At 36.3% G+C, this 23197-nt stretch carries 23 protein-coding genes; 5 read left to right on the top strand and 18 right to left on the bottom strand.

The features are described from left to right. The first annotated feature begins 106 nt into the window (after window positions 1-106). Window positions 107-1348 (top strand): nucleotidyltransferase, encoded by a 1242-nt coding sequence (locus tag ACX5JI_RS03810; protein ID WP_459500275.1) that lies wholly within the window; start codon window positions 107-109, stop codon window positions 1346-1348. Between the two features lie 24 nt (window positions 1349-1372). On the opposite strand, the gene ACX5JI_RS03805 is transcribed toward ACX5JI_RS03810, so the two are convergent. Continuing rightward, window positions 1373-2398 carry a SepM family pheromone-processing serine protease gene (locus ACX5JI_RS03805; RefSeq protein ID WP_459499756.1) on the bottom strand — a complete coding sequence of 342 codons (1026 nt, stop codon included), beginning with the start codon at window positions 2396-2398 and terminating at the stop codon, window positions 1373-1375. Next, window positions 2391-3182 carry a patatin-like phospholipase family protein gene (locus tag ACX5JI_RS03800; protein WP_459499755.1) on the bottom strand — a complete coding sequence of 264 codons (792 nt, stop codon included), beginning with the start codon at window positions 3180-3182 and terminating at the stop codon, window positions 2391-2393. Before ACX5JI_RS03800 ends, ACX5JI_RS03805 begins: the two co-directional genes overlap by 8 nt. A 114-nt stretch (window positions 3183-3296) precedes the next feature. On the opposite strand from ACX5JI_RS03800, the gene spoVV reads away from it, so the two are divergent. Next, entirely contained in the window at window positions 3297-4529 is a 1233-nt protein-coding gene (spoVV, locus tag ACX5JI_RS03795) for a dipicolinic acid transporter SpoVV (protein ID WP_459499754.1), read from the top strand. On the opposite strand, the gene coaD is transcribed toward spoVV, so the two are convergent. Further along, window positions 4521-5012 carry a pantetheine-phosphate adenylyltransferase gene (gene coaD / locus ACX5JI_RS03790; protein WP_459499753.1) on the bottom strand — a complete coding sequence of 164 codons (492 nt, stop codon included), beginning with the start codon at window positions 5010-5012 and terminating at the stop codon, window positions 4521-4523. The two genes, spoVV and coaD, sit on opposite strands and share 9 nt — an antisense overlap. Beyond that, a complete protein-coding gene (rsmD, locus tag ACX5JI_RS03785) occupies window positions 5009-5575 on the bottom strand; it encodes a 16S rRNA (guanine(966)-N(2))-methyltransferase RsmD (protein ID WP_459499752.1) in 567 nt (188 codons plus the stop codon). The genes coaD and rsmD overlap by 4 nt, the downstream gene beginning before the upstream one ends. A gap of 564 nt (window positions 5576-6139) precedes the next feature. Here rsmD and ACX5JI_RS03780 point away from each other — a divergent pair. Continuing rightward, a complete protein-coding gene (locus tag ACX5JI_RS03780; RefSeq protein WP_459499751.1) occupies window positions 6140-6529 on the top strand; it encodes a DUF7147 family protein in 390 nt (129 codons plus the stop codon). A 71-nt stretch (window positions 6530-6600) separates the two neighbouring features. On the opposite strand, the gene ACX5JI_RS03775 is transcribed toward ACX5JI_RS03780, so the two are convergent. The 6 genes from ACX5JI_RS03775 to ACX5JI_RS03750 form a co-directional block, all read right to left on the bottom strand. Further along, a complete protein-coding gene (locus ACX5JI_RS03775) occupies window positions 6601-6867 on the bottom strand; it encodes a YlbG family protein (protein WP_459499750.1) in 267 nt (88 codons plus the stop codon). A gap of 128 nt (window positions 6868-6995) precedes the next feature. Beyond that, the gene (locus ACX5JI_RS03770) at window positions 6996-7448 is read right to left on the bottom strand and encodes a YlbF/YmcA family competence regulator (RefSeq protein ID WP_459499749.1); all 453 of its coding nucleotides are present in this window, start codon (window positions 7446-7448) and stop codon (window positions 6996-6998) included. A gap of 102 nt (window positions 7449-7550) precedes the next feature. Continuing rightward, the gene (locus tag ACX5JI_RS03765; protein WP_459499748.1) at window positions 7551-8123 is read right to left on the bottom strand and encodes a histidine phosphatase family protein; all 573 of its coding nucleotides are present in this window, start codon (window positions 8121-8123) and stop codon (window positions 7551-7553) included. Between the two features lie 77 nt (window positions 8124-8200). After that, window positions 8201-8446, bottom strand: a complete 246-nt coding sequence (locus ACX5JI_RS03760) for a YlbE-like family protein (protein ID WP_459499747.1) — start codon at window positions 8444-8446, stop codon at window positions 8201-8203. A 12-nt stretch (window positions 8447-8458) separates the two neighbouring features. Beyond that, window positions 8459-8896, bottom strand: coding sequence for a YlbD family protein (locus ACX5JI_RS03755; RefSeq protein WP_459499746.1), 438 nt, complete (start codon window positions 8894-8896; stop codon window positions 8459-8461). An 89-nt stretch (window positions 8897-8985) separates the two neighbouring features. Further along, window positions 8986-10023, bottom strand: coding sequence for a CAP domain-containing protein (locus tag ACX5JI_RS03750; RefSeq protein WP_459499745.1), 1038 nt, complete (start codon window positions 10021-10023; stop codon window positions 8986-8988). A gap of 205 nt (window positions 10024-10228) precedes the next feature. Here ACX5JI_RS03750 and ACX5JI_RS03745 point away from each other — a divergent pair, with 205 nt between their 5' ends. Next, the gene (locus tag ACX5JI_RS03745) at window positions 10229-10594 is read left to right on the top strand and encodes a YugN family protein (RefSeq protein WP_459499744.1); all 366 of its coding nucleotides are present in this window, start codon (window positions 10229-10231) and stop codon (window positions 10592-10594) included. 45 nt (window positions 10595-10639) lie between these two features. Here the strand turns inward: ACX5JI_RS03745 and ACX5JI_RS03740 are convergent, their stop codons facing one another. The 7 genes from ACX5JI_RS03740 to cyoE form a co-directional block, all read right to left on the bottom strand. Then, window positions 10640-11638 carry a formamidase gene (locus ACX5JI_RS03740; RefSeq protein ID WP_459499743.1) on the bottom strand — a complete coding sequence of 333 codons (999 nt, stop codon included), beginning with the start codon at window positions 11636-11638 and terminating at the stop codon, window positions 10640-10642. A 266-nt stretch (window positions 11639-11904) separates the two neighbouring features. Beyond that, entirely contained in the window at window positions 11905-12810 is a 906-nt protein-coding gene (ctaG, locus tag ACX5JI_RS03735) for a cytochrome c oxidase assembly factor CtaG (protein WP_459499742.1), read from the bottom strand. A 187-nt stretch (window positions 12811-12997) separates the two neighbouring features. Further along, window positions 12998-13336, bottom strand: a complete 339-nt coding sequence (ctaF, locus tag ACX5JI_RS03730) for a cytochrome c oxidase subunit IVB (protein WP_459499741.1) — start codon at window positions 13334-13336, stop codon at window positions 12998-13000. A 3-nt stretch (window positions 13337-13339) separates the two neighbouring features. After that, window positions 13340-13963: a cytochrome c oxidase subunit III gene (gene ctaE, locus ACX5JI_RS03725; protein ID WP_459499740.1), complete on the bottom strand. Its 624-nt coding sequence runs from the start codon at window positions 13961-13963 to the stop codon at window positions 13340-13342. Further along, entirely contained in the window at window positions 13963-15798 is a 1836-nt protein-coding gene (gene ctaD / locus ACX5JI_RS03720) for a cytochrome c oxidase subunit I (RefSeq protein ID WP_459500273.1), read from the bottom strand. The genes ctaE and ctaD overlap by 1 nt, the downstream gene beginning before the upstream one ends. 60 nt (window positions 15799-15858) lie before the next feature. Next, window positions 15859-16908 carry a cytochrome c oxidase subunit II gene (gene coxB / locus ACX5JI_RS03715; protein WP_459499739.1) on the bottom strand — a complete coding sequence of 350 codons (1050 nt, stop codon included), beginning with the start codon at window positions 16906-16908 and terminating at the stop codon, window positions 15859-15861. Window positions 16909-17005: 97 nt separating this feature from the next. Then, on the bottom strand, window positions 17006-17929 hold the full coding sequence (gene cyoE / locus ACX5JI_RS03710) for a heme o synthase (RefSeq protein ID WP_459499738.1): 924 nt from the start codon (window positions 17927-17929) through the stop codon (window positions 17006-17008). 502 nt (window positions 17930-18431) lie between these two features. Between cyoE and ctaA the strand changes: the two genes are divergently transcribed. Then, window positions 18432-19337, top strand: a complete 906-nt coding sequence (gene ctaA / locus ACX5JI_RS03705) for a heme A synthase (RefSeq protein WP_459499736.1) — start codon at window positions 18432-18434, stop codon at window positions 19335-19337. 88 nt (window positions 19338-19425) lie between these two features. Here the strand turns inward: ctaA and pyc are convergent, their stop codons facing one another. Then, entirely contained in the window at window positions 19426-22872 is a 3447-nt protein-coding gene (pyc, locus tag ACX5JI_RS03700) for a pyruvate carboxylase (protein ID WP_459499735.1), read from the bottom strand. Between the last annotated feature and the right edge of the window lie 325 nt (window positions 22873-23197).

Below are 23197 nucleotides of genomic sequence, written 5' to 3'. Positions count from 1 at the left end.
TATTTGTCAATGTTTTTTCTTTACACTATAATGAAGTCATTATAGGAAATAATATATAGATTATCACGTTTTTAGAAAAGATGCTACATCGAAAGGAGAGATTATCATAAAGGCTAGTGGTATTATTGTCGAATATAACCCCTTTCATAACGGTCATGCTTATCATGTGCAAGAAACAAAAAAGTTAACACAGTGTGATATTACAATCGCTGTCATGAGTGGACCGTTTTTACAGCGCGGCGAACCAGCTCTCGTGTCAAAATGGTACCGAACAAAGATGGCTCTAGCTGAGGGCATCGATCTTGTCGTTGAACTTCCCTATGCATTCGCAACACAAAAGGCTGAAACATTTGCTAATGGTGCCATTTCTATTTTAGATGCGCTTGGCGTTTCTGACATTTGTTTTGGTAGTGAAGATGGAAACATTCAAAATTTTTATAACACCATTTCTATACGCCAAAAAGAAAAAAACACTTTCAATCAACTTGTGCAACAATTTATGGATACTGGAAACAGCTATGCAAAAGCAACTTCCCAAGCCTTCTCACATATATTATCAGACAGCAATACTGTTGATATGTCACAACCAAATAATATATTAGGTTTACATTACATTGAAGCGATTCTTTCTCAAAAAAGTTCCATTCATGCACATACCACCGAAAGATTCGCAGCTCATTATCATGACGAGAGCTTTCAAAATGACCATATCGCAAGCGCTACCAGTATTCGCAAACAATTATTTAGTGAAAATAATTCATTCACAACCATTTATCCATTTGTACCGAATTGTACCGCATCTATTTTAGAAAACTATAAACAAACGTATCGTATACTACATTGTTGGGAGACGTATTTCCCATTTTTTAAATATCGACTTTTAACAATGCCTCCCAAGGAGTTACAACATATATATGAGATAGAGGAAGGATTGGAACACCGTATTTTATCAAAAATACATCATACCTCTTCATTTCTCACTTTTATGGAAGCACTAAAAACAAAACGTTATACATGGACTAGATTACAACGAGCATGTACTCATATTTTAACGAATACAACAAAAGAAGAAATAGAAAAGGCACGTATAGAAAAGCATTCACCATATATCCGTTTACTCGGTATGTCACAAAAAGGACAAACTTATATTTCGAAACATAAAAGAAGTCTAGGGCTTCCGCTTCTTACTCATATGAAGGGACCTGGACATCCTGTTCTAGATATAGAACGCAAAGCGAGCGCCGTTTATTTTTCAGCACTACAAGAACCTTTACGTACAACATGTATCCAAAAAGATATAACACAACATCCTATTCGGTATGACGAAATAACGAATACATTTTTATAAAAAAACCTCTCTAAAGCGAGAGGTTTACTTTTTTTCTGACATTTTTTCTAAATATGTTACCGCGTCATCTAATGTATCTACTGGTACAATTTTCATCTTTGTTTCAATATCTTTCGCCGCTTCAAGTGCTTCTTTATAATTCGATGTCGGTGCTCCTTTTTCATTTGGAGCAAAAAATATTTCTGCACCCGCATCACTAGCTGCGACAACCTTTTGCTGAATGCCGCCAATCGGACCGATTTCTCCTTTTTCATTAATGGTTCCTGTCCCAGCAATTTCGTGACCTTTTGTCATATCTTTTTCAATTAATTGATTATAAATTTCTAATGTAAACATTAATCCAGCCGAAGGACCGCCAATTTCATGTGAATCAATTTTTACTTTTGGATCTACTACTAATTCCCTTTCAGTAACAATGGAAACTCCGATCCCCACACGCCCCTTACCATCAGGAATTTGTTTTAATGTCAACTTTTCTTCAAAATGTTTTCCCTCTCGAACGTACTCAACCTTTACTACCTCGCCTTCTTTCTTCCCCTTCATGTGCGCAATAAATTGGTCTATCGATTCAAATGGCTGACCGTCAACAGAAACAATTATATCTCCGAGTTTCAACTTTCCTTCAGCAGACATTTCTTTCGCAACCCCAGCAACTAACACACCTTTATTTTGAAAGAAAACTGGGCGATTCGCACGTTTATATGCATTATAAATCGCTGCATCTTGAGAATCTTTCATTGCATACGCTTGACGAAATTGATATTCCTCATCACTTTCGCCCTTTTGTAAAACTTCCTCTGCTTTAGAAATATGATTATATTTATTAAATTGGGCAGCGATTAAGTTTATAACATTTGCCGGTCCCATTGAAACTGTCACGAGCATAAAATCACCTGATTCTTTCTTTCCACCATCAACTTGTACATAAGGCTCTAATTTCGCAGCCATTCCTGGTTTCGTTACATAATATGGAAGACGTACATAGACCAGTAACATCGCCAATATAACCCCAATTAAAATTGCATATATAAATCGAAAACGCTTAAACATTATTTTTCTCCTTCCACTGCTCGATTAATAAGTAAATTTTCTGAATATGTTTTTCAGCTTCTTCTTCTCCAACTCGAATAATATCTTCAATATTAGTAAACGCGCGCGAACTAAATTGTTCTACCGCTGGGCGCATCATTAAATCCGAAGCAATTTGGCGATTAACAACAAGTTCATGTTGCATAATTTCAATACTTTGCATGATAACATCATAAATGGATGTAATTTCTCCGTTCACCTTAATAGGCGATACATCTACAGCAATTATAATATCAGCACCTAGCTCTTTTACAACAGATACAGGAATACGATCAATAACCCCACCGTCCACTAATAAGCGACCATCTATTTTCTCAGGCACGAACACTCCTGGCACAGAAATACTTGCTCTGACCGCATCAGCGATAGAACCCTTTGTAAATACAACCTTTTCCCCCTTTAAAATGTCAGTAGCCACAACTGCTGTGGGAATATCTAGCTCTTCTAATTTTTTATTATATGTAAACATTTTAATCATATCTTTGACACGTTTTCCAGAAATAAAGCCCATTTTTGGTACAGTAAAATCCAAATAGTATTTTCGTTTAAATAATGCCGCCATTCGATAGAGTCTCTCAATGTTGCAATTTGCTGCATAAAAAGTACCAATTAACGCCCCCATGCTACTTCCAGCAATCATATGAATCGGAATATTTGCTTCTCGTAACACTTTAATTACACCAATATGCGCGAAACCTTTCGCACCTCCAGATCCAAGAGCTAAACCTATTTTAGGCTCATTCATTTCTCTCACCCTTAAAATTTTTTCGTCCTCTTTTTCATACTTATGGTCTAAACTCACCTTATGTCCACGTATACTGAAGTGAACGTTTTTTGGGACAAAGGGGGCTAAATTAAAATGTATGAAAAATGGAAAACTGCTTTTCTCACCATAACGATCCTATTTCTCACATCAGCTCTCATACTTCACCCCCAAGCCGCTTTGCAATCTTCTGTTCGCGGATTAAATATATGGTGGGAGGTTGTCTTTCCTTCACTACTACCTTTTTTTATCGTTGCGGAGCTTTTAATTAGTATAGGGGTTGTAAAGTTTATCGGTGTTATATTAGAACCACTTATGCGCCCACTCTTTCGTGTACCTGGTATTGGAGGCTTTGTCTGGGCAATGGGTATGGCTTCTGGTTTTCCAGCAGGTGCTAAATTAAGCGCCAGACTAAGGAAAAGTAACCAGCTAACTCAAATAGAAGCAGAACGACTCGTATCATTTACAAACTCTTCTAATCCATTATTTATTTTTGGAGCTGTTTCTATTGGCTTTTTTAACAACCCAAAGTTAGGTTTCATATTAGCTGCTGCACATTATGTTAGCAACTTTACCGTCGGATTACTGATGCGTTTTTACGGTAACAACAATACTTATATAAAAGAGAAACAACCTATTCAAAAACGTTCCTTACAGCACGCTTTTTCACTCCTCCATGAAACACGTTTACAAGAAAACAGACCAATTGGCCAACTGCTTGGTGATGCTATTATTTCCTCAATTCAAACTTTACTCATGATTGGTGGATTTATTATTTTATTCTCCGTTTTAAATAAAATGATTACTATCTTTCACATCACAGCAGCACTAGCTTTTATTATGCAACATATTTTAACATTCTGCCAACTACCGCCGCACTTTAGCATTCCAATCCTATCAGGGCTTTTTGAAATGACAATGGGTAGCCAGATGATTAGTCAAACGAATCAAGCTACAGTTCTTGAGCAAGCAATGGTAACAAGCTTTATTCTCGCATTTAGCGGCCTTTCCATTCAAGCTCAAGTAGCAAGCATTTTAGCCGAAACTGACATTCGCTTTACACCCTATTTCGTCGCAAGAATTATCCAAAGCATTCTCGCTCCCATCTATACTTTTATATTTTGGGTACCACTTTACGAAAAATTACATTCTTTTTCACCAAATGAACAAGATATTCCTGTTTTTTTCTCAAATCAGTCTTCCATTCTTACAAAGTCTTGGGATGTACTACTTCACTACGGACCTACTTTCACACTATTTTGTTTATATTTATATGTTTTTTTATTATTCTTACGCATAATCAATAAAGAAAAACCCCGTTCATCTTAACGGGGTTTGGAATTTCTCTTTCAAAGCGCGTTCGACAACGGAAGGAACAAGACCAGCTACACTTCCACCATAACGAGCCACTTCCTTCACAATGCTCGAACTTAAAAATGAATATTGATTATTTGTCATAATGAAAAATGTTTCAATGTTTTCATCTAACTTACGATTCATCGATGTAATTTGCATTTCATATTCAAAATCAGAAACCGCACGTAAACCACGTAAAATTGCATTTGCATTACGCATTTTTGCATATTCCACTAATAGTCCGCTATGCGAATCCACTTTCACGTTTGGAATCTCTTTTGTTGCTTCTCGAATGAGCTCCAGGCGCTCTTCTACTGAAAAAAATGGTTTCTTAGAAGAATTATTTAAAACGACAACATATACTTCGTCAAATACCTTTGCGCCTCTTTTAATAATATCCAAATGTCCAAGGGTTATTGGATCAAAACTCCCTGAAGAAATTGCTATACTTGTCATTCGGTCCCCTCACCTTCATACTTATAAATCGAAATCGCCGTAATGCCATAATTTTCTGCTCTTACCTTTACAAGTCTCCCTATCGTTTCAGGTAAGAGTACATCATCTCCATGTTCTGCCATAATCAACCCATCTTCATTCAATAATCCGTGTTGGTCCATAACACTAATTAAAGAAATGATTTTTTGATCTTTGTATGGCGGATCTAACAATATGAGGTCAAATGACAATTCACGTTTAATTAACGCCTTCACAGCGCGTTCTGCATCATTTCTATACACTTCAGCTTGATCATGTAACCTGCAGCTTTCTAAATTTTGATGAATCACCCTCACCGCTTTATTATCTCGATCAACAAAAATCACTTTGTCAATCCCTCTGCTAAGCGCTTCAATCCCAAGTCCTCCGCTACCTCCAAACAAATCGAGAGCAATCCCTCCCTCGAAATAAGGACCAATAATATTAAAGATGGATTCCTTTACTTTATCTGTTGTCGGTCGCGTTGTATTACCTGGCACAGCCTTAAGCGGATGCCCTTTACATTTTCCTGAAACTACTCTCATTTGTTGTCACTACCTTTATTTCAATGTATCGAGCGATTATGCCAAGCGTATATCTGCCCTAGTAACCGCTATCATATTCCACTATTTACTGATGTTTTCAACTAAAAAATCTCCAAATCCACTACCTATTAAAAAAATATTTTATTTCTTTTCATTCATAGTCATCATTGTATCATCACTTTTTAGTATCTCATATGTATATTCATTTCACCCTTTGCGAGCAAAATCTCCTCTACTATTGCAAGTTTTCCTTTATCTTTTTTATCCTATCATAAAATAAAAAAAAGAAAAATAAAAAGCCTACGATAAATTTTAAATTCATTATGTATATCTTCATTTAGATTGGACATAAATAAATATAACAACATCACCTTCGATGTTGTTGCCAACCGCGGAGAAGACTTACGTTTCCCCATAAGTTCTTCCTCCGGTTTCTCCTCTCCCTTTGCCTTCTTACTAGTACATACTAGTATAAGAAGGGCCCTGCTTTGCAGGGTTTTTTTCTTTGTTTACTTTTCATTTTAAAAATGAAGTGATACAGTAAAAGAAAGAGGAGGAAATAATATGATTCAACGTTTTATTGAACTAGGAGAAGGCTACTCCGATTTATATGAATTACTTGAAATTGCAAAGACAAATAAAGAGCGTGTGTCGCACATGTTACAATTTGAAACCTTAAAAAATGATAAAAAGGTATGCTCACTTGTTGTTGTTCTTAAACCAACAACAGTTGGTGATTTCCAACCGTTATACATATGCCGTGAAGGAATTCCTATACTTGAAAATAAAAAAAGCAAACGAATACTTTTATTCGAAGAAACAGCTGAGAGGATTGGAAAAAGTGTCACTTCTTTTACCGTAAAACCTTCTACAACTTTCCCAGAAAAAGAATTATATTTTAACCATCTTATCGGCATCTTACGAATGAATCATTTCATTCCTCCAATGCAATAGCAAATTATACTCATTGTATATTTTTGTTAAAGAAAAAGACCCTCCACCAAAATCATGAAGGGTCTTTCTCTTTAACTATAGTCGTATTCTTTCGCACGATCTGGACGTGAATTTTCAAATTCCGTTTTAAGAAACGGACGATATGATTGCTCAATTTTTTTCACAAAAGGAAGTTTATTTAACTTTTGTATCATATGCTCTATTTGTTCCATATCACAATATACAATTGCATATTTCAAACGCTTTGATATGTAATGAATATTACCATATTTCCGTAAAATCTTGGCATGTTTCAATGAATGTAAATAAACAATCATACTTTGTCGTTGCCCGAACATAACCTTCTCCTTTTATATACTCATATTCTTATATCTTATAAACATCAATCAGAAATTTGAGAAATCATAATACATTGCAGAACAAATTCTGTATACGTTTTCTTTCATATTCTAAAAAACGGGGCACATCACCCCGTTTTTTTACAACCACAACTTCCTCCGGAGCCACAACCGCCTCCGCATCCACCTGCATCAAAAAACGGATTTCCAGTAGGAACTTTAATAGCAGATGATACTTCAGAACCAATTACGACACTGACTTCATCTAATAATTTTTGCAAAGTATTTTCCGCTTTTTTAAAAGCAGCTATCTTTTCGTGTAAATCTACAGAACGTTTCAACTCTCGCATACTTTTTGAAACGAAAGTATAATCAGGATGGTATTTTCCAAAGCGTTGCACTTCTTCATAGCGCTCTTTCATCACTGTAAATTGACCAATTAATGTTTGAGCCTCCAAATCTTCCTGTAACGCCTTATAACATTCACGATAATTCTCTGCTATATCTGAACAGACAATCACTTTTGCAAGCTGTTCTGCTTCGTCTAATATCATTACGCTTTCAAGCGTCGCTACAATCATGAGAGACACCTCCGAGTATCCATCATAACATACTTAAAGCAGAACTACTAATTAGAAAAGTTAAAACTTCTATTACTGACAGTATTCATCCGCCATACCCTCTTATACGCAAATATGCTCCGCGATATTGTATCGCAGTACGTCCCAGCTTCCATTTTTCTCTTTTACATAACTCATGCACGCATTTTTCAATGGCGTTTTAAATGTAATTTCATTAGGTAAGATTGCGTGTAAGATTGCTTTTATCGCATGTGAATGCGCAACAATAATCACGCGTTTACCCACATGTACTTGTGCAACATCTTGCAATGCAGCAAAGCAGCGATTTACAATCTCTTCATCTGTCTCCATACCTTCTACCTTTCCTTCCGCGATAAGCTCTCTAACTGTAGAAACAGGTTTTCCAGAAGCCTCTCCAAAATCCCGTTCAACAAACCGCTCATCAAGAAGAATAGAATGTATTCCAACAGCATTACCAATTACCTGTGCCGTTTCTTGCGCTCTGCCTAAGGGACTGCTAATAATTACATCCCATGCTTCCGACTGCAATGCAACTGCACTTTGACTTGCTTGCTTTTTCCCAACTTCATTAAGCGGAATGTCTTCACGCCCTTGAATAATCTCTTGAAAATTCCAATCAGTTTGTCCATGTCGTACTAAACAAATTTCCGTCATGCTATAACTCCTTTTTTCAATAATCCGTTTCCATTGTAACAAAAGTTTCGCATGACGGACATAGTTTTCCCTTCCAATCATGTTACATTTTGCTGCTTCATATATTGAAACATGTCAATCATAATAGAAGCAACTGACACTTGATTTTGAAATTTTGTAACTTTGTCTGGAATGGTCTTTTTATAATGCTGTAAGGCAGCTAATTCAAATGCCTCTTTTTCCTTAGGATTACGTGATAATTTCCGATACCAATACGGTTGTTCACGAATATAACGCTCTAAATCTTGATCAGCCTTGATAAACTCCATAAGCTCTGCCCTCATCCTCTTTTCCCCCTAATCTTTTCGGAAAAAAAACGGATTATTTTCAGGAGTTCTTTGCTCCGGTTGTGTACGATTCCCTTGAAATTGCTGAATGACCTGTTGCACACTTCCGATCGCATTTGTCACATCAGCTAAATGCTTTTGCATTTGTTCTGCATCTAATTTTTTAAAAAAAGAAAGCATTTGTCCCATTAAATCAACAGTTTTTTCATCCTTGTTTTCTTGTCCTGGAGAAGAAATCACTTTTCTTTCACCTTTATAAACCTTCCACATTTCATCTTGTTCTCCAAGTAAGTACCATTCCTCATAAAATTGTTGCCATGTTTTTTGACCATTTCGAACTTCATGAACCATTTTAGGATGGTGGTTTACAAACTCTTTAAATCGTTGAATAGAAGGGTGTAACCCTGCCTTTGCCTTTGTTTCTGTCTTTGTTTTTGTCTTTGTCATAATACTCACCTCTTCAGATATATCTACTACATTGTAAGAAAAAAAAGGCACATGGTTCGCCTATTTTTAGACGCTTCATGTACCTTTTCTTACTTTCTAATGAAATTTTGAGTATAAAATTTATCGAAGACCCCAACACCTAGCCCAGTAAATTGTTCATTTAACAAATTTTTCCGATGTCCTTCACTATTCAACCAACCTTGTACTGCTGCAATTCCATCAGTATGTTGCGCTGCTATATTTTCTCCTGCAAGTTGAAACGCGACTTGACCACGTTGCAAACGATCTCCTAAACTCCCAAATTTCGGCGAATCATGTGAAAAATAATTGTTCTCTTTCATATCTTTACTATGTCCAAAAGCCACTTCCGCTGTTTGTTGATCCCATGTTAATACTGGCAATTGATGATGACTACGAATAATATTGGTCAAATCTAGAATTTGTTGCATATTCCCATGCTCAATTTGTGCCATTTTCCCTGGAGAGATCGGCTGCTCTGTTGCTAGTTCTCCAGAATAAACAAGTTGATACGGTCTTTGTCGAAGCAATGTATCATCATCCATATATCTAATGCCAACCAGTTTCTGTGTAAACCGATCAAAATATAACTGCGCCCAATCATCTTCTTCTATCGAAACAAGTGGTTGTTCCATAATTTCGGTATCAGACAATTCAAATTGATAACTGTTTTTTCCTTTTTTTAAAGAGATTTCATGTGAAAATGGATTTTTTTTATAAACATCTTCATACTTCTCATTCATACGAAATGGCGCTACATCCACTTGGTCACCAGCAACATAAGCTGTTACAATTTTATGCTCTAGAACACCAAACTGTACATATTGTGACAAGTCTTGATTATAAATCCACCATTCGTAACCATACGCAGAAGGTTCAATTCGAGCTGGCTCACCCCATTTTGCTAATAAATTTTCCGAATCCCCTCCTATTAATTGGGAGATTGTCTCTGGAAATCCTTCATTCATCTGTTTCTTTTTCTTAACAATCTTATGTTCCTTCGGAGAATGAGATTCTTGTAATATATATTGCGAAACGAGTAATTTCCCGTATAAATCAATTGCTAAAATTAAAATCGTAATCATTACGATACGTAATACTTTCTTCAAACAATATACCTCCTGGTCAAACATGAAATTGAGATATACACAAATCCTTATCTTCTTTTTTGTGTGTACCGTACTCTTTTCACTATATCATATTTTCATGAAAAAAGCCGTGATTCTCCCTTTTCTCTCCATACGGGTTGAGTTTTCTCATTTTTCGTACTATTATAAAATTAATGGTTCTCAAATGAAAATAAGGAGGAATTCCATGCAAATTACAAATTCAAAACTTATAGATGCAACCATTGATTTTACGCTTCTCACAGAAATTATGCAAAATCAACACTTTGTCCTTGCCGGGCAGTGGGATTATGAACGAGTTACATACGACTATAAATTTGAAATATTGAATGATGTATATTATTTACGAGTGCAAGGATTTGCAGTAGAGGGAGAGATTGGCAGCCGACACGCACAAGTTAAATTACTTCCTCCATTGTTAGGAAAACATTATTATCCTCATGGTGTTGAATATGGCGAGAATGAAGTCTTCCCTACAAATGTCCTTCAAAAAAGCGAACAACTCTTGCAAAACATTGAAAAAGAGCTAAAGGAATTTCAAGTTATTGAGTAAACAAAACAGGCGTGTCCATATGAACACGCCTGTTTTGTTTATTCATTAAGAATGAATTGTCTTTTTCACTGGATAACCATATATAGATCCATCTTTCACCTTAATTTTATCTTCCCACGGAACTTTATAGTTGCCTTCTGCTAAGTCTTTTACAAATGTGTATGGATTTTCTTTTACCCCTCCCGGCGTAGCTACATAACCTCTAGAACCTAAATTGTAAATATTGTTTTCAAGACCCCATCCTATTCTAGCTTGGTCCGCTAATTCTGGATACACTTCTGCAGTAACAATCTCCCACGGATTTCGGTGCCCTTGTACTAATGTAGTCCCATCAAAATTACATACTTGTCCTTCACCAAAGTAATAAAACACACCATCGTATCCAGCTAAGTTTACCGATAATGTATACATCAAATTTTGCCATGCATTCGAACGATTCGTTAACATCCATTGCTCACTCACCTGTGTGCTATATCCAGAAATGCGAATTAAAACATTGGCACCTTTATAGGCTGCCTCGCGAGCAACTTCAGGAAACATACCATCATGACAAATACAAACTGCTAACTTACTTCCTCCCGGTCCCTCACAAACAGGTAAACCTAAATCTCCTGCTTTCCACGGTTCAACAGGCACCCAAGGATTCAATTTCCGATATTTCAAAATCATCTCACCTTGTGGATCAATAATAATTGCTGTATTGTATGGTTCTCCACCATCTGGATTTTTTTCCATGATCGAAAACACACCATACACCCCTGCTTCTTTACACGCTTCAGCAAATAAATCTGTTTCTGGTCCAGGTACCGTACATAAAAATTCTTCTGTTGTCCATTTCTTCGTGTTAAGTCCCTGCGTGCTATACTCCGGAAACACTATTAATTCTAAACCCGGGTAACCAGCTTTTGTTGAATGAATTGTTTTAATAATCTGTTTTATTTGATTGTCAATATCTGCTCGCGACTCCACTATTGGTACCGGATATTGAATTAAAGCTGTTAAAAAACCACTAATTGGCTTTACCATACTTCCACTACTACCCATTTAAAATCCCCCTTAAAAATAATTTATGTTTAATAAAGAGAGCGTATTATATACTTCTCTATTCAAACCTAAAATTAAAGTTTAAAAATGCACCTCAATAAAACTAGTGGCGACTCCTTGCATGTCTTTAACAATATAATTTTCAAATCATTTCTTATATTTAAACAGATACCACAACCACACTTAAAATCCCTTCTTTTACCATTATCAGTTATGTTCTCCTCCCATTCCATACACAGAAAAAAGGTGCACGCTTATGCACCTTTTCATTTCGTTTGTAAATAAGGAGGCACTGCCTGTAGTTGCTCCTCATCTTTTTTCCGCTCTCTACGTGCCCATTTAAAAAATACATAGCCAATAATCGTACCATATACTATTTCCTGGACAATTTTCATAATGATTCCACCTGTTTGTTGATCTTGTACAATCGGCATCCAATGTAAAAATTCTGGCCCAGTAATATTTAAATCAGTCAGTGTCCCCGCCGGTACACAAAGCTCCATCGCTTTCATCCATGCACTCGGATCTGTATATGTAGTAAACAACGATTCGCTAGCAAATATGATTAATGCACAGGCTGGTGTCAATAATACACCGTTTGCAAACATGTAACCTATTTTTTTTATTTCACTTAATGTTTGATACTGTGGTAATGGATTTAGCATTGGCCACCACATCATAATTGCTGTAAAAAATAACACAGCGAGGAAGATAGGATGTGCAATTTGACTTTGTTTTACAGTATCAAAAACTGCTGGTAGATGATAAAAAGAAAATAAACCATTGAATACAAACAGCGCAATAAGTGGTTTTGTAAACAACATTAATATAATTTGAATAACCTTAAGAGATGTAATATATTGATACAGCCAAATCGGTATTCCTAATAGTAATAGCGGAGGTACTGCGATATACATCACAGCCATTTCAAACATATGCGCACTAAATATAATATGCCCAAGTAAATCTACAGGGCCACCCTTCACAATATATAGAAGGACTATCCCTGCCGTGAAATAGAATATCTGTTTTTTGTTTACCCTTTCTGCATTTTTAAACCGATTCCTATACGGCCCAATAATAAGAAAATAACAGATGAGAATAGACAACATAAAAAGTAAAAAGATCGGGCTCCATAAAGCTTGAAAACCAAATATCCATAAGTTGCTCATTTTTACACCCATCCTTTCAATATAAAGTGAAACTTTAATCAGTGGGGTTTTCTTCATCCCCCACCTATCTTCCTCGCTTCTCTCTGAATCTTGAGGTGGAGGGCCGCCCGCAAATAGCGGGACAAACTCCTTACCCTCATAGGAAAAAGGGAGCGAAGATACCTCCAAGCTCCCTATCCTTTACTTTTTACACCCACACAATTGTCATAAAAGCTACAATTGTTAATAAGCCTACTAATAACCCCGAATATAAGAAAAAGGCTGCTGCTTCATGTCCTTTATGACTCATATGCATAAAATAGTACAATTGAAATATGACTTGCACAACAGCTAACAATAAAATAAATGGTACTGAGAAAAGAGGACTAAATGTTTTCGGATAAGCGACCGCCACAAAAGCTATAATCGTTAAGAAAATCATTAAACCAAATGTAATCACTTGGTGTCTCATTTCCTCTGCACTTCTTTTTCTACGATAAACAAGATCTATCTTTTCATTACTTGTGTTCGTTTGCTTTAACGCCATTGTTTATCCCACCATTCCCATTAAATATACTACAGTGAAAATAAACACCCAAACAACATCAATAAAGTGCCAGTAAATAGATGCGACGTAAAATTTGGGGGCATTATATAAATTCAGCCCCCGCTTCGCATTTCGAAAAACTAATGTTAAGATCCATAACAATCCAAATAATACGTGTAATCCATGAGTTCCAACAAGCGCATAAAACGCTGAGCCAAATGCACTGCTTCTCATAGTATGCTTAAATTCATGCGTATAATGATAAAATTCATAAATCTCAAACCCTAAAAATCCTAATCCTAATAGTACCGTAACAATTAACCAAATTTGCATTTGCTTAAAGTTAAAGTTCTTCATATGATACATTGCATATACACTTGTTAAACTACTTGTTAACAACAGCATTGTCATAATAAAGACAAGTGGCATTTGAAACATTTCTTGAGAAGTGGGGCCGCCATTTGTAGAATTTTTCAACGCTAAATATGTGCCAAATAAGGAAGCAAACAATACTGTTTCGCCTCCAAGAAATAGCCAAAATCCAACAAATTTATTTTTCCCCTCTAGGGTTGCTTTTTCAGGCTCTGCTGGGAATGTTTCATTTGTTAATTTTTCCTCTACATGCATTACGCTGTGCCCCCCTTATCATCTAAATCTTCTTTATGAATATGGTAACCATGGTCATCCATTACAGAACGTAAGAACATTGTACCAAATGTAATGATAAGACCAATAATCGCAACTAAGAGCCAAAACTTATCTTTTCCACCTTGCATGTACATTGCACCAAATGCCGCTATAAATAATCCAAGCGATATTACAAATGGTGAGAATGAAGAGTTTGGCATATGAATGTCACTAACAGGCTCTGCTGGTGTCATTTCTTTATTCCCTTCACGTTTCTCAATCCAAAACGGATCTAACCCCCGGACGAACGGTAATTGCTTAAAGTTATATTCTGGTGTTGGAGCTGGCATTGTCCATTCTAATGTACGACCATCCCATGGGTCACGACCTGCTCTCTCTTTAGACAACGATGTTTTCACCACATTGAATAAAAGAACAATCGTTCCAAGTCCCATGAATATAGCACCAATCGAACTAATTAAATTGCCCGTTTCTAACCCTTGTCCTGGTAAATACGTAAAATAGCGACGCGGCATACCAATTAAACCAAGGAAATGTTGGATAAAGAATGTTAAATGGAATCCGATAAAAAAGAGCCAAAATGTAATTTTTCCTAATGTTTCATTTAATACTCTGTTAAACATAAGCGGCCAATAATAATGTGCACCTGCTAATAATCCAAATACAACCCCACCAACGATTACGTAATGAAAATGTGCCACAACGAAATAATTATCATGGAATTGATAGTCAGCAGGAGCTGAAGCGAGCATGACTCCTGTTACACCGCCCATTACGAAAGATGGGATAAAAGCAACAGCCCACATCATTGGTGTTGTAAACCTAATACTTCCGCCCCACATCGTAAAGAGCCAGTTAAAGATTTTAATACCAGTTGGAACTGCAATTGCCATTGTCGCAACTGAAAAAATGGCATTTGCAACAGGGCCAAGACCAACTGTGAACATATGATGCGCCCACACCATGAATCCTAAAAATCCAATCAACACTGTTGCAAATACCATAGATGAATAACCAAATAAGCGTTTTTTAGAAAATGTAGCGAAAATTTCTGAGAATATTCCGAAAGCTGGGAGTATAAGAATATACACTTCTGGGTGACCAAAGATCCAGAATAAATGCTCCCATATGATCGTATTTCCGCCTAAAGCCGGATTAAAGAAACTCGTACCAAATAAGCGATCTAACATAAGTAGTGCCAATCCCACTGTTAATGGTGGGAAAGCAAATAAAATAAGTGAAGAAGTTACAAAAGTTGTCCATGTAAACATCGGCATACGCATATATGTCATTCCTGGTGCACGCATGTTAATAATTGTAACAAGGAAGTTAATACCACCAATTAAGGTACCTATACCTGATATTTGTAACCCTAGTACATAAAAATCAACACCATGTCCTTTAGAAGCAAGAGATAACGATGCATAAGATGTCCATCCTGCATCAGGTGCTCCGCCTAAAAACCAACTTAAGTTTAAAAATACTCCACCAAAGAAAAACAACCAAAATCCAAGTGAATTTAAAAATGGAAACGCCACATCCCTTGCCCCAATTTGAAGTGGCACAGCAGCGTTCATAAATGCAAACACGAGCGGCATAGCTGCGAGGAAAATCATTGTTGTACCGTGCATCGTTAACACTTGGTTATAAGCATCCCCAACAAGAAAAGCATTGTTTGGAATAGCTAATTGAAGACGAATAAATAAAGCTTCTATTCCGCCAATGATAAAAAACAATCCACCTGCAATTAAATAGAGAATGGCAATTTTTTTATGGTCTACTGTCGTTAAATAATCCCATATAACCGCACCCATCCCCTGTTTTTTTGCTACAGAACCCACGTTTTCAACCTCCCCTTCGCAAATAATCCCTCTTTACCTCTCAACTTTTAACGTTTTCAAATATGCATTTAATGCATCTACTTGATCGTCCGTTAAGTTTCCATATTTACCAGTCATTTTATTTCCTGGTTTCATATTTTCAGGATCTTTTAGCCATTTTTTTACGTTTTCATCGTTATTTTCAGCAATGCCGGCAACCATATCGCGATCAGCAAAGTTTGATAAGTTTGGTGCGATACGTGCAGAAGGTGGTCTACTATCATTTGATCCAGTTGCGTGACAACCAATACAGCTTTTGTTGAATATTTCTTTACCCTCTTGTTCTTTTGTAGAAGCTACTTCCTTCTTGCCATCAAGTTTCTTCATATCTGCAATCCAAGTTTTGTACTCGCTTTCATCAACAGCTTTAACTTTAAATTGCATTAGAGAATGTGATGGGCCACAAAATTCTGTACAAAAACCATTATAAGTGCCTGTTTTATCTGCCTGTAACCACATCTTATTGACATTATCTGTATTCGTATCCATTTTTCCAGCTAAAGATGGAACCCAAAACGAATGTTTAATGTCAGCGCCCTTCAAATTCAAATACACTTTTTTACCTGTGGGGATAACTAAATCTTGCGAAGTTACTATCTTTTCTGATTTGTAAGAAAATTCCCACCAATAAAGATTCGCTGTTACATCAACAACGATTGTATCTTTATCAATATTCTTTTTCTCCATCGCACTTACATCAGCAAGTTTGAATGTATATGTAACAGTCGGAACAGCCAATATTAATAAAAGAATAATCGGAATGACTGTCCATATAATTTCTAGTTTGTGATTCCCTTCCACTTGCTTTGGAATATAATCCTCTTGGCCCTTCTTTTGTCGGAAACGCACAATTACATACAAGAAAATAATAGTAACTACAAGTACTACGCCTACCATAATCGCACTTGCTAACAACAGTAAATCATATTGCATTTTTGCTACTTCACCTTGCGGAATTAAAGTAGATTGAAAGGCTTTACCGCATCCCCCTAACAGTAAAGCCAGCAGTGAAACGAATGAAAGCAGTCGCCACTGTTTCTTCATACAAACAACCCCCACTTTCTTTGTGAATTAGATTGTACTTTATTTATAGTAAGTAAAGTAAATCTCAACGTAAAGAAAATCCCCTTATGTCGTTGTCTTAGAAGAATGTAACTACAATCATTGACACAAATAAGATTGTCAAATAATTCAAGGAGTATACAAACATTTGCACGGACCATTTAATGTCATCCTTCTTACGGAATCCATAGAAACCTAATACGATCCATCCAATGTTAAGCAATGTTGCGATTACCATGAATGTTACTCCAAGTCCACTCATATAAAATGGGAGTGGCAATAAACATACTGTCCAAATCATGATTTGACGTTTTGTAATATCAAATCCGTGTACAACAGGAAGCATTGGAATGCCTGCATTTCGATATTCATCAACACGCTTCATCGCTAAAGCGAGGAAATGTGGGATTTGCCAAATAAACATAATTAAAAATAACATCCATGCGATTGGATGACCTAAACTAGGATCAACTGCTGCCCAGCCAATTAAGGGCGGAACTGCTCCAGATACGCTTCCTACTACTGTATTAAGTGTGTATGCTCGTTTTGTCCATAATGAATATAAAACAACATATGTGAAAGCACCAATGAAACCAATAATTGCTGCCATCGGTGTTGTTAATAACAAGAATACAAATCCAAGAAGTAACAGTGCAATTCCTAACGTTAACACAAACCCAGGTTTATATTTCCCAGTTACTGTTGGACGATTTTTTGTGCGCTCCATTAAATGATCAATATCTCGATCAATATAATTATTTAAGCTACATGATCCGGCCATAATTAATGCAGCGCCGACAATTGTAAAGAACATCTTATCCAAATGGTTTACAGCATCTAATCCATTAAAATGTAAAGCCAACCAAAAACCTGTAAATACAGTAAGTGTATTTGAATTTACAATCCCCATCTTAACGAGCGCTAATAAATCTTGTACGCGTGTTGTTTCCGGTACATTTGTTACAGCTGACTCATCATGCAGCTCACTTGTTGCATGGCTCATCATTTCAACCCCCTCTTAAACCTTTCATCCTTCTTGCGCACCTTTACTTTTCATAATTAGTACGCTTTCATATAGCGATATTATTACAGTAGAAATGTTGTTTTCTCACTCTACTATTAATCTACGCTCATACTCGAGTATATTAAATCATATTTCCTTAACATTTTGTGAAGAAAACATGAACTTTTTGTGTCGAATAATAAAAAAGGTTTTCCTATTACTCCTTATCATAACATGAGGTTACCCTCTATAATAAACTATTTTGTCATATTTAGCATGTATTCTCCCCATTTCTTTTCATAAAAAGTAACATTTCACCACCAAAAAATGGAATTAACCCCCTATCTCTCCCTTGTTTTTGGACACGCTCTCCTCATCTTCATTTTTTTGCTATTTTATTATTTTTTATATATCATAGGGGTTGTAGTGCGTTTTGTTCTATAAAATGCATGGGATGAAAATATTTCGCAATAACTTCATAACAGAAAGATGGTGAAACAGATTGCAACGCTTTATTAAATGGTTAGCAGTCATCACAAGCCTTGACTTACTAGGAGTTTTATTAGGAGGGGCTTTAGTTACAAAAACAGGTTCAGGTCAAGGGTGCGGTAAATCATGGCCACTTTGTAATGGTGAGCTCGTTCCTTCTAATCTATCAATGGAAACAATTATTGAACTCAGTCACCGTTTAACATCAGGATCAGCAGGAATTCTCGTTACCCTTCTTTGTATCTTATCCTGGAAATATTATAAGCATGTACGCGAAACAAAAACGCTTGCTATTTTATCTTTTGTCTTTTTAGTTGCACAAGCGCTAATGGGAGCGGCGGCAGTTGTTTGGGGACAAGTACCAGCTGTACTAGCTATTCATTTTGGTATCTCTCTAATTTCATTTGCTTCTGTCATTTTACTAACGTGCCTAATTTTTGAAATCGACAAAAAATTCGATGCACGTTCCCTCATTATGGACAAAAAAATGAAGTTTCATATTTATGGTGTAACAATTTACAGCTATATCGTCGTCTATACAGGAGCTTTAGTCCGTCACGAACGTGCTAGTTTAGCTTGTCCAGACTTCCCGCTTTGTAGCAAAAACAGACCATGGCCTACGCAATTACATGAATGGGTTCAAATGGGACATAGGGTTGCCGCAATCTTAATATTTGCTTGGATCCTATACGCGATGATTCTTGCTATTCGTCATTATAAACAACAACGAGTTATATACTTTGGATGGATTATTTCATTTATTCTTGTTACGCTTCAAGCAATTGTCGGTATTTTAGTTGTTTATACAAATGCGAGCTTATCAATGGCTTTGTTACATTCGCTCTTTATTTCTTGCCTCTTTGCCGTACTATGCTATTTAGTTATGTTAGGTACACGAAGTGCAATAAATGCAAAATAAGCAATCCTTTTAATAACTTGCCATTATGGCAAGTTATTATTTTTATATAAAGAAAAGAGCTACTTTTGGGTAGCTCTTTTCTTTATTATTATTGCTCTAATTCAATCAGTAAATCTCCTGTTTGAATCGCATCGCCATCTTTTACATATACTTTCTTCACTTTTCCATTGAATGGCGCCTGAACTGTTGTTTCCATTTTCATCGCTTCGGTAATTGCCATAGAATCGCCTTTTTTTACTTCATCGCCTTCACTTACAACGATTTTAATGACCGTTCCTGGCATCGTTGCACTAATATGATTTGGATTTTCACGATTTCCTTTCACCCGCTGCGCAACTGTCGATTTAATACTTTCATCTTTCACAACAATTTCACGCGGTTGGCCGTTAAATTCAAAGTAAAGCACGCGCGTTCCATCTGGCTGAGGCTCTCCAATTGACACAAGTTTAACCATCAATGTTTTACCTTGTTCAATTTCCACTCCAATTTCTTCGCCAAGTCTCATGCCATAGAAAAACGTAGGAGTATCAAGTACTGATACGTTTCCATAAAGCCCAGCAACTTTTTCATAGTCCATAAACACTTTTGGATATAGCGCATATGCAACTACATCAAAAATTGTTACCTCACGGCCAAGTTTATGGAAGAGTTCTTCTTTTAACGCGTTGAAATCTACCGGCTCTAATAATTCTCCTGGTCTTACTGTTAATGGTTCTTTTCCTTTTAAAATAATCTTTTGTAATTCTTTCGGGAAACCACCATATGGTTGTCCAAGATCACCAGAGAACATTTCTACAACAGAACCAGGGAAATCCAATGCATGTCCACGCTCAATAACATCCTGTTCTGTAAGATGATTTTGCACCATAAATAACGCCATGTCACCAACAACTTTTGATGATGGTGTTACTTTGACAATATCACCGAACATATCATTTACACGACGATACATGACTTTTACTTCATCAAATCGATCTCCTAAACCGACCGCTTTCGCTTGTTGTTGAAGATTACTGTATTGACCACCTGGCATTTCATGCATATATACCTCTGTATGAGGCGCATTCATACCACTTTCAAATGGTGCATAATATTTCCGCACATCTTCCCAGTAATGTGACAATTTTTCTAATGAATCTACATTCACATCTGGTTGTCTTTCATTCCCACCTAACGCATAATATAACGTATTTGCACTTGGCTGTGATGTTAGACCTGCCATCGAGCTTACAGCTACATCGACAATATCAACACCCGCTTCAATTGCTTTCGTATATGTTAAAACACCGTTTCCACTCGTATCATGTGTGTGAAGGTGAATTGGAATTGATACCGTTTCTTTTAGAGCAGAAACTAAGTCATAAGCTGCATTCGGTTTTAATAGTCCAGCCATATCTTTAATACCTAGAATATGTGCTCCTGATGCTTCCAATTCTTTCGCTAAGTTTTTATAATAATTCAAGTCATATTTACTACGCAGTGGATCATGAATATCTCCTGTATAACACATTGTTGCCTCTGCAATTTTGCCACTCTCTCTTACAGCGTCAATTGCAACTCTCATACCTTCCACCCAGTTTAAACTATCAAAAATGCGGAATACATCAATTCCAGCTTGTGCTGAACATTCTACGAATTTTTGAATTAAATTATCTGGATAGTTTTTATAACCAACTGCATTCGATGAACGAAGAAGCATTTGGAATAAAACATTTGGCATCCTTTCACGAAGTTCTAATAATCTTTCCCATGGATCTTCTTTTAAGAAACGATACGCAACATCAAATGTTGCACCGCCCCACATTTCAGCTGAGAATAAATTAGGTAACATTCTAGCTGTTGGCTCAGCAATTTGATTTAAATCTTTTGTACGAATACGCGTTGCAAGTAATGATTGATGCGCATCACGGAACGTTGTATCTGTTAAAAGCACACGTTTTTGATCTTGCACCCATTTGACTAATCCATCTGCTCCGCGTTTGTCTAAAATTTGTTTCGTTCCCTCTTGAATTGGTTCGTAATGTTTTACATTTGGTATACGTGCATCTGAGAAAATTGGCTTCTCTTTCTTCCCTACTCCCGGGAACCCATTTACTGTTACCGTACCAATATAACTTAACATCTTCGTTCCGCGGTCTTTACGTTTCGGGAACACGAACAATTCAGGTGAAGCATCAATAAACGATGTATCGTACTCCCCTGATAAGAAGTTTTTATGTTTTACTACATTCTCTAAGAATGGAATATTTGTTTTAATACCACGGATACGAAACTCTTTTAAGTTACGCTCCATTTTCGCTGCAGCTTGTTCAAATGTAAGTGCCCAAGTTGTAACTTTAACAAGTAAAGAATCATAATACGGCGTAATAACTGCTCCTTGGAAGCTATTACCTGTATCTAGACGAACACCAAAACCACCACCAGAACGATATGCCATAATTTTTCCTGTATCAGGCATGAAGTTATTAAGCGGGTCTTCTGTTGTTACACGTGATTGAATCGCATATCCATGTACAATAACGTCTTCTTGTTTTGGTACACTCACTATTGGACTATGTAAAGAATGTCCATCAGCAATCAAAATTTGCGACTGGACAATATCAATTCCTGTAATCATTTCTGTAATTGTATGTTCTACTTGAACACGCGGATTTACTTCAATGAAATAAAATTCATTACCTTTTACAAGGAATTCAACTGTACCAGCATTTAAATAGTTTACATTTTTTGTTAATTTCACTGCCGCTTCACATATACGATGACGAAGTTCATCTGAAAGCGATACACTTGGTGCGATTTCAACCACTTTTTGGTGACGACGTTGTACAGAACAGTCGCGTTCGTATAAATGTACAACATTTCCTTCTTCATCTGCTAATATTTGAACTTCTATATGTTTAGGTTTTTCAACGAATTTTTCAACATATACTTCATCGTTACCAAAAGCTGCTTTCGCTTCTGATTTTGCACGATCATAAGATTCTTTCAATTCATCACCATTGCGTACAATACGCATACCACGGCCACCACCACCAAGTGATGCTTTAATAATTATCGGGTAATCATACTTTTTAGCGAACTCTTCAACTTCTTCTAATGAATCCACTGGTCCATCACTGCCAGGGATAACTGGAATATTTGCTAATTGCGCTTGTGTTCTTGCTTTTACTTTATCTCCAAACATATCTAAATGTTTGCTCTTTGGTCCGATAAAAATAATCCCTTCTTCTTCACAACGTCTAGCAAATTGGATGTTTTCTGACAAGAAACCATATCCAGGGTGAATCGCATCCACATGATTACTTTTCGCAATCTCAATAATTCCCTCAATATCAAGGTAAGCATCAATTGGCTTTTTGCCTTCTCCCACTAAATAAGATTCATCTGCTTTATAGCGATGGTAAGAACCGCTATCCTCTTTTGAATAAATTGCAACTGTTTTTAATCCAAGTTCTGAACAAGCCCTGAATACACGAATTGCAATTTCCCCGCGGTTAGCTACCAATACTTTTTGAATACGTTGCAGCTTTGTCATGATTTTCCCCCTCTACTTTCCTACCACTCTAAAGATTAAATAGACACACACTCTAAAAAGCGTGAAATTCTTCACTTTCTTTCCGAACTAATATTTAGAAAGCTTCACTTTATTTTTATTCATCATACCTTATTTTTCAACAAATGATAAGTTTTCTGATCAATTTGTTTCACAAAAATAGTATAGCACAACTCTTCTTTTTCTAACACCTTTATTGTATATCACATTAAAATAAATATAACATACTATATTGTTTTACCTCTCAAAAGTATAACCTAATTTAAAAGCATAATAAAAAGGCTTTGTGTTATTCAACACAAAGCCT

It is taken from the genome of Bacillus sp. C1 (genome assembly GCF_054570475.1).
The sequence above is the reverse complement of the archived record's forward strand: the minus strand, read 5'-3'. Positions and strand labels throughout refer to the sequence as shown.